This window comes from Herpetosiphon gulosus (assembly GCF_039545135.1).
GTDB classification, from domain to species: domain Bacteria; phylum Chloroflexota; class Chloroflexia; order Chloroflexales; family Herpetosiphonaceae; genus Herpetosiphon; species Herpetosiphon gulosus.
This window is the reverse complement of the sequence record NZ_BAABRU010000002.1, coordinates 17304-30421: the sequence shown is the minus strand read 5'-3', so window position 1 is coordinate 30421 and position 13118 is coordinate 17304. Positions and strand designations below refer to the sequence as shown.

General features: G+C 50.3%; 7 protein-coding genes. All 7 read left to right on the top strand.

Going from position 1 to position 13118, the window contains the following annotated elements:
- The first annotated feature begins 20 nt into the window (after positions 1-20).
- The 7 genes from ABEB26_RS02165 to ABEB26_RS02135 all read left to right on the top strand — a co-directional run bounded on the left by ABEB26_RS02165 (position 21) and on the right by ABEB26_RS02135 (position 13085).
- Positions 21-1829, top strand: a complete 1809-nt coding sequence (locus ABEB26_RS02165; RefSeq protein ID WP_345720302.1) for a protein kinase domain-containing protein — start codon at positions 21-23, stop codon at positions 1827-1829.
- Between the two features lie 330 nt (positions 1830-2159).
- Entirely contained in the window at positions 2160-3932 is a 1773-nt protein-coding gene (locus ABEB26_RS02160; protein ID WP_345720301.1) for a serine/threonine protein kinase, read from the top strand.
- Between the two features lie 115 nt (positions 3933-4047).
- The gene (locus ABEB26_RS02155) at positions 4048-6864 is read left to right on the top strand and encodes a hypothetical protein (protein WP_345720300.1); all 2817 of its coding nucleotides are present in this window, start codon (positions 4048-4050) and stop codon (positions 6862-6864) included.
- Between the two features lie 128 nt (positions 6865-6992).
- Positions 6993-7502 (top strand): TadE/TadG family type IV pilus assembly protein, encoded by a 510-nt coding sequence (locus ABEB26_RS02150; RefSeq protein WP_345720299.1) that lies wholly within the window; start codon positions 6993-6995, stop codon positions 7500-7502.
- Positions 7503-7520: 18 nt separating this feature from the next.
- Positions 7521-8054 (top strand): TadE family protein, encoded by a 534-nt coding sequence (locus ABEB26_RS02145; RefSeq protein WP_345720298.1) that lies wholly within the window; start codon positions 7521-7523, stop codon positions 8052-8054.
- A 53-nt stretch (positions 8055-8107) separates the two neighbouring features.
- Positions 8108-10627, top strand: a complete 2520-nt coding sequence (locus tag ABEB26_RS02140) for a TadE/TadG family type IV pilus assembly protein (RefSeq protein ID WP_345720297.1) — start codon at positions 8108-8110, stop codon at positions 10625-10627.
- Between the two features lie 82 nt (positions 10628-10709).
- Positions 10710-13085, top strand: a complete 2376-nt coding sequence (locus ABEB26_RS02135; RefSeq protein ID WP_345720296.1) for a Kelch repeat-containing protein — start codon at positions 10710-10712, stop codon at positions 13083-13085.
- The last annotated feature ends 33 nt before the right edge of the window (positions 13086-13118 follow it).

Genomic DNA, 13118 nt, shown 5'->3' with positions numbered 1-13118 from the left:
TTTTTGTTGAGAGTGCCTTCATGAAAATTCCCAAGGGAGTGATTCTTAACCAAAATTATGAAATCAAGCAGCAGGTTGGTGGTGGTGGCGGCGGTAACGTCTACGAAGCGTTTGACCAGAATTTGCAGAAACGAGTCGCAATTAAACACCTCTTACTTGATGGTTTGACCGCAATCAAGGCCTTCAAACGCGAAGCCCAACTGCTTGCCAACCTTGATCACCCTTGTTTGCCCCGGGTGCTCGACCATTTCGAACACGATCTCGGCCAGTTTTTGGTGATGGATTATATCGACGGTGACGATCTGAGCCAGCGTTTAGAGGCTCAAAACGGGCCACTTGACGTACAACAGGTCTTGGCTTGGGCTGATCAACTTTTAGATTTACTTGACTATCTGCAAACTGCCCATGCTACACCGATTATTCATCGCGACATTAAACCAGCCAATATTAAAATTACCCCCCGTGGTCAGCTCAAATTGATCGACTTTGGCTTAGCCAAAAGTGCGATGTCCACTCAAGTCAACAGTGTGCTCAAAAGTATTCATGGCTATACCCAAACCTACGCCCCGCCCGAGCAAATTTACCAAACTGGCACCGACGAACGCAGCGATCTCTTTGCTTTGGGCGCAACCCTCTATCATTTATTAACAGGCCGCCCGCCTAGCGATGGCAACAATAAAACCATCGATGCGCTGATCCGCGATGCGGCGGTGATTCAGAGCAAGCCCGACCCAATGGTTGCGCCAATGCTGCTCAATCCAGCAATTCCTGAGCCAATTAGTCAGGCAATTATGCGGGCAATGGCGCTTAAAAAAGAAGAACGCTTTGCCAGTGCCGCCGAATTTCGCCAAGCGCTCAAACAACCTAGCCAAAGCTCAACCAGCGGCTCGCTGAAAAGCTTGCTTGGTACGATGAGCAAAGCGATTACCACCCCAATTAAAGCGGTTACCACCAACCACGCTAATAGCCAGAGTGTCGGCATCAGTACAGCCGCGATCAGCCAACCCTTGGGATTGACCAAGCCAGCCCAAGCCACTCCTGCAACGACCCTCCTCAAACGCTGGAGTTCGCTGATGCTTGTGTTGTTAATTGGTTTAGTTGGTGGTAGCTGGTGGTGGGTTAAAGTCCAGCCCAATAGTGCTCAAGCAGATGATCCTCAAGCTAATTCCCAACCTGCTCTTATTGTTAATTCAGAATCTGCTGAACAGCCTAGTGCGACTGCTGGCCAGAGTGCCAACCAACCAACCATTACCCTCGGCCAAGCTACTCCGACCTTGGTCGAACCAAGTGTCACGCCAACTGCTGTGGTCGCGCAGCCAACGGAACGGCCTGCTACTGCGCGACCAGTGGCCCAACCGACCCAACGGCCAGCGGCTCAGCCGACCAATCCTCCTCCTCCCGACCGTGATGGCGATGGCGTGGCTGATGCCAATGATCCCTGTCCTGATGTGGCAGGGTCGAATAATGGCTGCCCTGCGCCTACCGCAGTGCCCGATCGCGATGGCGATGGCGTGGTTGATCCCAATGATCCCTGTCCTGATGTGGCAGGGTCGAATAATGGCTGCCCAGTGGTCGAGCCAACCGCACCACCAGTCATTGCCGATAGTGATGGCGATACAATTCCTGATGATCGTGATGCTTGCCCGAATGAGTCTGGTGACCCTTCGCGCAATGGCTGCCCGAAACCAGTTGCTTCACCAACTGAGCGACCAACCAATACGCCACAGCCAACAGCACAACCGACTGTAAAGCCTAATGATGAAGTGCCAACCAATACACCGCGTCCAATCACAGATCGATTTACGCCAACACCGAAGATCGACAAATAATTTAAACTCAATAGCAAGGCCCATTGCGCTAAGTCCATAGTAGCTAGGCTGTAATGGTTTATCGCGTTAACAACGGCCAACATGCCCTCACCCCCGGCCCCCCTCGCCCGCACGCGAGGCGAGGGGGAACTGCTCTAGGCGTGCTCCCCTCGCCCGCCGCCGTGGGAGAGGGGCTGGGGGTGAGGGAACGAGCACTGGTTGCCAACCCAATGAACCATTACAGCTAAGCAAATAGAGTATAATCGGGCGCGTAGTATCTAAATAGCTTCAACCAGATCAATGCTACCGCCTGAGCAACCATCATAACGATTGAATCCGACGAGGAAGGCTATGTTTCCAAATGGTATGATTCTCCATGATACCTATGAAATTCGTGAGCGGATTGGTCATGGTGGCGGGGGAGCCGTCTATGCTGCTTACGATATTAAGTTGCGCAAAATGGTGGCGCTCAAACATTTGCACCTTGAGGGCGAGCATGCGATTAAAGCCTTTGGGCATGAAGCCAGTCTTTTGGCAAACTTGCACCATCCAAGTTTGCCAAAAGTTTATTTGCATTTTACAACCAATGATAGCCAATTTTTGGTGATGGATTTGATCGATGGCTCGGATTTGAGCACCATCCTCGAACGGCAGGGTGGCCCGCTACCAGTTGAGCATGTGCTCGCTTGGGCTGATCAACTATTAAGTGTCTTGACCTACCTGCATACCTTCTATCGTCAGCCGATCATCCATCGTGATATTAAGCCTGCGAACATCAAAATTACCTCACGCGGTGAATTAAAGCTGCTGGATTTTGGCTTAGCCAAGGCTGAAATTTTTACCAATATGCGCAGTGCTATGCATAGTGTTCATGGCTATACCTTGACCTATGCGCCGCCTGAACAAATTAATCAAGCAGGCACTGATCCGCGCAGCGATTTATATTCGTTGGGCGCAACCTTATATCATTTATTAACTGGGCGCACCCCAGCTGATGGTGATGGCAAAACCGCTGATGCGTTGGCGCGAACGTTGGCGATGGCAAAACGCAAGCCCGACCCAATTATTGCCCCCCAAAGTTTCAACCCATCAATTCCTGATCATGTCAATCAGGCGATTATGCGTTCGTTGGAGATTGATGCCGACGAGCGGTTTGCTTCGGCTGAAGAATTTCGGCTCGCCTTAGCTCAACCCTATGCGCCAGTCAATAATGCCCAAACCAAGATTTTGCCAGCGACGATTAGTTCAAGGGCGATTACTGGGCCAGCGAAACAGCCAACCAGTCGCGAAGTTAGTCAACCCAGCCCAAGTATAATCAAGCCAAATAGCAGCTATCCAGCTCAAGCAAGCGCTGAGGCAATGCCCAAATCGCAGCCAATGCCCAACTATAAACGCTTTTGGCCGCTTTTGCTGATCGTGCTGCTTGGTGGTGCGGGTGGTGGTTGGTGGCTTAACCGCGATGGGCAATTGACTATCGCTTCAGATCGCATCACTGCCACGCTGATGGCTCAGCCTAGCCAAAGCGCCCCAACCAATACGGCGCTGGCGGTGGTGGCCGAGCCAACTTTCACCTTGAGCGCGGCAACGAGCGAGCCAACAACAGTTGCTGATGATCAAGCTACCGCGACCAGCGAACCAACCCTAGCAAGCACCGCAACCAGCGGCTCAGCTCAGCCAACCAATGCTAATCTACCAGCAACGGCTCGGCCAGCAGCGACCAATCGCCCAGCAACCGCCCGTCCAGCGGCGACTAATCGCCCTGTGCCGACCAATCCACCAGAAGTCCAACCAACTAATCCGCCTGTGGCGCAGCCAACCAATCCGCCTGTGGCGCAGCCAACCAATCCGCCTGTGGACCAACCAACTAATCCATCTGTCGTTGTTGATACTGATGGCGATACGATTCCCGACGATCGTGATGCTTGCCCACGTGAGCCAGGTGACCCATCACGCAATGGCTGCCCTAAGCCCAAAGAACAACCAACCAATTTACCACAACCAACTACTCCTCCGCCACCGTTACCAAGCAATACACCAGTGCCACCACCAAGCAATACACCAGTGCCACTACCAACCGATACACCAGTGCCACTACCAACAGCACCGCCAGTACCTAGACCATAATTAACGCTAAGCCCAGTGGTTGCGCTGGGCTTTTGAATCTCTTCAATCGACAGAATCAAGTATAATCGCTGCTATTTGCTCAACCATGTAGCCCGAGCGTTGCGAAGGAAGTGTTATGCAGTTGATTCTTGGTTTGCTTTTAGCCCCAGTATTGCTTTATGGGCCTGGCCTCGTTTGGGGGCGTTTTGGTCATCGCAGCAGCGATTGGCTTGATCGTCAGTTTGAGCGCATGACGGTGAGTGCGCTTTGGACAGGCTGGTGGGGCTTGGTGTTAGCAAGCCTTGGCTGGTTTAGTTTGCTGCATTTGATGCTTGGCACTGCGCTTTTTTGTGGCCTAGGCTGGTGGCTGGGCCACAAATTTGGCTTGGCTCCACTCGAAACAACCGAAGCTCGCCCAGCTTGGGAGCGTTGGCTGTTTATCATTGGCTTGGTCATTTTTGCGGCAATCGTAGCTCGTCCGTTCGAAACCGTCTTGGGCGGGCGTGATGCTGGGGTGTATACGATCACTGGTTTTGCGATTGAGCGCACTGGCAGCATTGTGCAGGATGAAGTTTTGGTTGCCGAGATTGTGCGAGCAATGAACGACAGCGACCGCAATCTCTCCGAGCCAGCCAAACAAGCCTATAGTAATCTGCTTGGCAAACAAGATCCTGAGCGTTTTTTGAGCACCCGTTTTCATCAGCCTAGCTTTTTTATGACCGAGGAATCGGCGGCTGCGGGCAATTCCTACCCCAATAACTTTCACCTCTATCCGACCTGGATCGCGATCTGGACGAGTTTATTTGGTTTGTATGGCGGCTTGCTGGCGACGGGCTATTTGGGCTGGCTGGGGGCTTGGAGTGTGGCCATGGTTGGGCGGCGAGTCGTGCAGGGCAAGGCCAGCGCTTGGATGGGGGTGTTGGCCTTGGCCCTAATCAGTCTCAACAGCTTGCAAATTTGGTTTAGCCGCTACTCGACTGCTGAAGCTGGAGCGCAGTGGACAGTTTGGGGTGGCTTGGCCATGTGGGCAGCCTACAGCCAAATCGCGCCAGCGCAGCGCAGCACCCGCCGTAGTGTATGGTATGGCGCGTTATGTGGCTTGGCAATTGGTCAACTGGCGCTGATGCGGCTCGAATTTTACTTTGGGGTTTTTCCAATTGTCTTGTATTTGGTAGCCGCCCTGATTCGCCGTCGCTGGCGCATGGGCGAAACCGCCATGGTGCTCGGCTTTGGCACGATGATGATTCATGCTGCCATTCATATCAGCACGATTGGCTGGCTCTATTTCATGAACAATACTTGGGGGAAGTTCCAAGATTTTGCAATTATCTCGCGTTTGGTGCACCCCTTCTACCCACCATTGTTGCAAGACATTCGCGGCAACAACTCTAAAGCTTGGATTTTAGAGAGCAACAGTCGTTTAGTGCTTGAATTGGGCATCGTTCTGCTTGGTTTATTAGCGCTTTGGGCTTTATGGCGCTTTCCGCGTTTGCTGAATTGGGTTGAAGCGCAAACCCAACGTTGGCAACACTGGTTGCTTGGTAGTGTGGCCGTGGGCTTGGTATTGCTGGCGGGCTACGCCTATTTTATTCGGCCACAGCATCTTTCAAGTGCGGCACTCCTGCATCCGATTGAGAATGCCAGCACTTGGAATAGCTATATCGGTGGGATTTTGCCGATTCCCGAAATCAAGCCGCGCCAAACGGCAATCGCCTATGGCAACATGGTGCGGCTGGGTTGGTATTTTTCGCCCTTGGGCATTGGCTTGGGGATCGTGGGCTTGGCGCTTTGGATTTGGCGCGACATGAATCGCAGTTCGTGGCTGATTTTGCTTTTGGGCATTTTGTATGGCGCGTTTAGCGTCAATGATTCGTATGGCACTGCTGATCAAACCTACATTTATATTGCGCGGCGCTTTATTCCAGGTGCAGTGCCAATGCTCACATTGGGGATGGCGTGGCTCTTATCCAAGGGTTTGATTCAATCGCGCTGGCTTTGGCGGGCGACAAGTGGCTTGGCGGCAACTGCGATGCTGCTATTTTTCGCGGCAACTGGCTGGCGCACGATTGCCCATGTTGAATATAAAGGTGCGTTAGCTGCGCTGACCGAGCTTGCCAACCAAACTGAGCCAAATGCAATTGTGCTCATGCGTGGCGGCGACCGTGATTCCTCGACCAATATTGCTACGCCAATGCACTATTTATTCGATCGTGATTATTTGGTGGCCTACAGCGATGATCCCACGCCCTATCGTGATTTGTTAGCCCAACAAGTGCGTAATTGGCAAGCCCAAGGTCGCCCAGTCTATTTGATGCTTGGCTCACGCGGTGGCATGCTCAACTTGCCAGGCTTTCGCTACGAGAATGTTGAGCTATTTGATTTACCATTAAAAGAATGGCAACAGCTGCAACTCCAAAAACCTTTTACTGCGGGTGATATCCGTTTCACCTATCGGATCTATCGGCTTGTGGCTGATAGTACGCCAATGACTGGCCAGCAAATCATTGCGATTGACGATTATCGTTGGCAGCATAGCGGAATCAACCCAGTCGAAACCAACCTCAAAACTGGTCAACGCTATGCATGGACGGCTGGTAATGCCAATTGGAGTATGCCTGCGGTTGCTACTAGCTCAAACTTAAGCTTTAGTGTAGGATTAGGGTTAGTACCACCATCACTCGTAAACCAATCAGTTGAGCTTTGTTTAAGTGCCAGCTATCTGATCAAGCAGCCAATCAGCCAACCATTAGGTTGCCAACACCTGAGCAGTAGCGAACCAACCGTCTTAACTTGGCAAATCCCCGCCTTGCCCGAGCACGATTGGTTGCTACAACTGAGCCTCAGTCGAACGTGGTCACCTAACGATTATGCCGCCGAATATCCCAGCCCGCCCAACGATGCCCGCAGCCTTGGCATTCAATGGAGTGGCATAGTCTGGCAGATTGATCAATAATAGCGTAGGCTAATTCTTAAACAAAAATTGGTACTATCGCACTATAGGCTAATCGACATTGACGTGTGTATACTGACCATAAGCTCCAAACGTGGAACGTATGCGCATAACCAACACGGGAGGTACGTATGAAACGAAAATCGCGAGGGCAAGCCCTTGTTGAGTTTGCCTTGGTTTTTCCCCTTATTATGACGTTCTTATTCGCATCAATTGAAATGGGCTTTTTTGTTTATTCCTGGTCGCAGGCCAACTATGCTGCCCGCCGTGGAGCTGAACAGGCTTCATCAGGGCCACCAGTGCGGGCACTTTCTGAAATTGGCTATGATACAGCAGACGACGATTGTGTACGCTTGATTCGGGCAGCCGCCTTACGCACCACTATTGGTATCCAACCATCTGATGTTAAGATGGGATATAAGCGTACAGCCAATGATACTGCCGAAGTTGTTGATTCGGCTAACCCAACAATCTATCGTAAAGCTGGCAATATTATGCAGGTGCAGGTTGAGTATGAATATCAACCACTTACCCCGGTTGGCGATTTGTTCCTAACTGGGCGGATCATTGACGCAACCTCGCGCCGCACGATTGTCCGCTACGATTTTTCGAGTATTGACCCACTCTCGGTTTGCCGCTAATCAATGAGGTATCTGACCATGCTCAAGCTTAAACACAAGCGCAAAAAGGCAGGCCAAGCCTTGGTTGAGTTTGCGCTAACCGTAACAGTTTTATTCTTTTTTCTTTCAGCAATTATTGATCTTGGTTTAGCCTTTTTTGCCCATCAGGGCTTGAAGGGTGCAGCTTACGAGGCCGTTTCGTATGGGGCATTGTTCCCACTGAGAAGTGATGGAACTATCAATACCCAAGAAATTCGCGACCGCCTCCGCTACGAAAGTGGTGCGCCATCGGATGGTACAGGCGCACGCTTTGTCAACCTATTTGATCTTGATAACAATGGGGCAGCCGATCCAGCCAGTGTTCAAGCAGATCGAATTACAATTGCCTTTGTCAAAAGTCCAGTTCCAAATAGTGTTCCGGTTGATTGTGCTAACCCCGCAACGATGATGCGCCAATTTTGCGATATTCGCGTTAGCGTTCGCTATCGCTATAAACCATTCTTCTCATTTGCATCGTTATTGGGTGCCCAATGGATTGAACTAACCGCAGTTCAACAACATACCTTACCCTAGTTAATATCTATCACGATGGTGGTATTGAGCTTTATTTTTACGGAGGATTGGCTATGAACTTAAGTCGCATGATGCGACGTGTAGCCCAACCAGTCGCAGGACAATCATTAGTATTCTCTGCTATTTTGTTCTTCGTCTTGATTGGTTTCGCTGCACTAGCCATTGATACAGGTGAGGCGTTTAGTCGCCAACGCCAACAACAAGCAGCTTCAACTGCTGCTACCATCAGTGGTTTGGAAACATTGGGTGTCGATGGCAACGATAACGCCGTTGTGGCTGCAATTGAGGCAGCTTTGGCTGCGAATGGTATCACCAATGCCCAACCAATCGTTGGTGATTGGCCAAACCTCGACCCAACCGTAAATTACTATCGAGCCTTCTATACCCAACGTGGCTCACGGGTTGAATATCCAGTTGGAACGTTCAGCGGTAGTGTTCCCAGTGAATTCAATGGGATTCGGGTGGAAGTTCGCTCGGCTCGCAACACAATTTTTGCCCAAGCTTTAGGCGTGGATACCCTCGAAGTTTCAGCCGATAATAAAGCAACTTGGTGTCAATGTGCGACCTATGTCTTCCCAATCGCGGTCTCAACCGATAAGATGCTGGGGACGTTGCCAGGTGAAAGCGTTACCCTGACTTGGACAAAAAACAAAATCACCAATGCTATCGATGAAAAGAACTACTTCGTTTGGGCTGAATGGACAGCTGGTAGCAATGCCGATAATCGCTTGAAGGAATCCTTGGGCGGTAGCGGTGATTTGATCAAAGGTTTGACCGAAACCACTCCTCCAGCTGGCTATAGCAATACCAGCAATAATGGAATCATCAACAATGAGGACTGGATCAAAGTTTCGGATAGTGTACTAACGCCAGGTTCGGCAACCTTAAGCTCGTTGATGACTGCGCTGAAGAGTGGTAAGCCAATTTTGTTGCCAACCTTTAGCAAACTTAGCTATACAGGTACAACCCCTAAATATGCTAGCTTCCGATCAGGTGGCTTTGTGCGGGTTATCTTGACACATGTCAGTGGAACGACCATTCAATTTCGCTATGTTGACTCGAATTCTAACTGTCCATGTGTTGACGTACCCCTACCACCAACACCACCTGAAGTTAAGGTAACCCTTGATCAAAAGTTGATTTGGTATCTGCCAAGTATTACCACAACTAGCTATGATATTTCGTTGGTGGTTGACGTTTCTGGTTCGATGCGCTGGTGCTGGAACAACCAGAACACTTGTGGCACCAATGCAAACGCTCGCTGGTATCTGGTCAAAGAGTTCTTGCGCAAGTTCTCGTATAAGATGCTCGATGTTTGGAATGCCCCAGAAGGCACACCCATGAACAATGCAGCCTTATTCCCTGGCGAAGAACTGTTTGGTAAAGGTGGCGATAACCGGATTGCAGTTGTGCGGTTCAGTGGCGGTGCTCGAACTGATAGCCCTTCATTTGGTTTTGTCAATTCACCATCTGGCAGTGATATAGGCAGTATCGGCACTCGTACTACAGCGATGAAAACCAAAATGACTACCTTTATCAACTGGATCAGCTCTGGCAACATGGATGGTAGTACGGCTGGCGCGGCTGGCTTGAATGAAGGTATTCGCTACTTCGACAATGTGGGTGCGGATTCACGTAAAGATCGTTTTGGTCGCCCAATCAAGCTGGTTATGATGATGTTGACCGACGGTTTGACCAACGTGTTGTACGAAGGCCCACAAATTGGTCAACAAAATAGCCAAACCAGAAAACATACGACGATTAGTGGCAGTTCGTATAAATATTGTAAAGCACCGAACGACCCAAGCCGAAATAACCCATTGACCCCTGGCGGAAGTGGTTACCCAATCACCGACTTGCCTGATGTGCAGGCCAACTGTCCATGGAATGGCGAAGGCAGCGGGAGTGGCTATGCCAAGGCACCAATTGCCTCGTTGATCGAAGTCTCTGATCGCGCACGTAATCGGGTTTCACCGAAGCGGCCAATTAGCATCGTGGCAATCTTAGTGGGCGACCAACAAACCTATGGTCTTTCAGACTTACGGATTGATCGGATTGCTTCATCTGGTGGCGCATTCTATGCCAAAGACCCAAATTCGCTCAACTATGCGCTTACCGCGATTCTTGAGAGTTTGGCCCAACCATGTTATGAGCGTGATGCACTGATTCCAGCAGCCTCGGCCAAGATTACTGTTCGCGATAGCACTGGCGCAGTCGTCGCTGGGATGGGCAATATGCAGGCTTCAACTACTGGTAGCTTAATCTTTAGAGTACCAGAGCCAGGCAACTATAGCTTTATTGCTGAGCGCAGGGTAACGGCTTGGAGTGAATTCCCCTTGGGTGCAGGCGAAACGCTTGATCCAAACATGTATAACTCTACCCGTGACCCACGCTTAGCAGGCACAACCTACTTGCCACAATTGTACAATCGCTTGCAAGCACCAGAGGATATTGTGTACCGCAATGCGATTCCATTCAGTATTCCTGAAGATGCTGAAGGCATGATTGACTTGGGCAAATATACCTTGATCATCGCTGAGAACGAAGCGTTCAAGGGACTCTGCCCAGAATAAGCTAAGTTCTAGTACAATTATCGAGAGGTCATGGAATACGCACAGCCAATGGCTGTGCGTATTCAATAGTAAGGAGTTTACTATGGTTCGCAATAGGCAGCGCAAACGAGTACTATCCTCATTTCTCATTATTGTTACCCTTGTGGTTACTTTAGTTTCTTCGGTTTCGGCAATCTCACTGAATGCCACCATTTCGCTGAATGCTGGTGATTTTGCGAGCGGCTATTTTGGCTTGACCGGTCTAACCCAACAGGATCAAGTAATTGGTGGGGTTTCCTATGGTGGGGTTCAGCTGATTCCCCAAGGCGCATTGGCACAATGGACTGATGCCAATAATACAATCTGCCGCCGCTTGGCTGATATGGGAACTGCCAGCTTTAAAAATCATCTCTATACCATTGGTGGCATTGCTTCTTCGGCAGGGGTGCTTGCCCCAGTTTCAGATGTTTGCCAAACATCGGTTTTGAGCCTTGGCGGTGAAACAACCCCTTGGACACAAAGCTCCCAAACCTTGCCGCTGGCTCTAGCCCGGATGAGTACCGTGGCCATCACCCACACCAGCGACCCAAATCGAGGGATTATTTATACCTTCGGTGGTCAAAACGCATCGGATCTGGATAGCCAATATGTTGATACGATTTACTCAAGCGTGATTGATGCTAACGGTAATTTAGGCGCATGGCAAACCCAAGCCCTGACCGTTGGCGAAAAATTGATTAATACAACAGCAACTGCCTATACCACTGATACTGGTCAGACCTATATTTACCTGATTGGTGGCCGAACCCGCGATACCTCAATTTTATTTGCTCCAGTTTTTGCTCGTCGCACGGTTCGCCGGACCTTGGTGGGGCCAAATGGGGTGCTTGGGCCATGGCAATCGATGCCCGACCTACCAATTACGCCCGATATGTTTACCCCTACCAGTGGCTGTGATGATAAAGTTGGCTTGCATACCATGGATGCCACCAACTTTGATGCAGTTACAACTGAAAGTATCACCCAAACCAATACTAGCACCTATCGCGCCTTGTTGGTTGTTGGTGGAACCTTCGAATTGGGCAGCGGTGACCAAGCCAACGGCTGTTCGATTACTCGTGAAGGCTCGGCCCAAGCATTCCTTGGTCGGCTCGATCGCAACACAGGTATGCTTACTTGGGAATCGCAGCGCTATGTTTTGCCCGAGCCGCTTTCAGGCCCACGGGTCATTGGGGTTAACCAAAAAATCTATGTGGTTGGCGGTCGCCAAGGCACGATTGGTAATCCAACCAATCGGATCTATACGTCCTACATTAATGTGAATGGCTTTAGCTTACCAGTCTTTGGTCAGAGCAATTTCCGAGTTTCGGAAAATGCCCTTGAAGCCGATGAAGCCAGAGCTTCGCATGGGCTTGAGTTGATTCGGATTGAAAATCGCCCAGTCGCCTATATGTATGGGGGCATTCGGCTTGGAACAACCTATCAGAATGACGTAATTTTTGGTAAGGTTGGGACTGCCGACGACTTCGATTTTAATTCTGGTGGCTATCCTTCGCCTGGGATCTACCGCTCACCGCCGGTTCAATTACGGGCACCTGCAATTATTGAGCAACTGATCTGGGATGCAACGATTGAATCAGTGCCGCCCGAAGACCCAATTAATACCGATATTCAAATGCAATATCGGCTGGCCACAACCCGCGCAGGTTTAGAGTCGGCCCAATGGCAAACTGCCGATGGTTCACCCAGTACTGATAAATACTCAGTTAATGGCCAAAATACGGCAGCTGGTTCCCCGGTCATTCAAGGCCAATGGTTCCAATATCAGGCGTTGATGACGACCCAAGACCCTTCTTTGCCAAAAGCCACCCCGATTTTGCGCCATGTGCGAATCAAATATAAAGTCGATGGTCACCCAAATTTGTATGTTGATAACGCTACAATGTCTACGGTTACCCCTGCAGGCATTAGTGCATTTAGCACAACCTTGAAAAATGGAATTAAGCCCGGCTCAGGTGATACCGAGAATGTGCTCGATGCTGATCTTGAGATGTCTGGTACTTTTTATGTGGATATGTACCTCTTGCCGCCTGGCTCGGCTGATGTGCCACCAAGCCGCAACGCTGAGGGGATTTATCCATACGGCGTGGTCTTCACTGAGGTTAATCGGGCAAACTTGCCACAGGACGGAACTTTTACGCTCGATGGCTTTGCTGATAATACGCTTTGGCGCAGAACCTGCCCTGCCGCAACCGTCGATTGTCCATTAGTCGTGTGGCAATCGCTGTTCAATCAAACTGGTACTTGGAAAGTCTACTTGGTGGTTGATTCTGGCAATAATGTAACCGAAGCTGAAACTCCTGCTGGAACCCGCGAGTTTGATAATATCTATTCCTTCAACGTTACCTCAACCGTTGCTGGCAGCACAATTCGCATGCCTGTGGTTGGGATTAACTTCTTGGCTACGCCGCAACCATAAGCGATCAACTGATTAACCAAAAAAGCAGGGCTT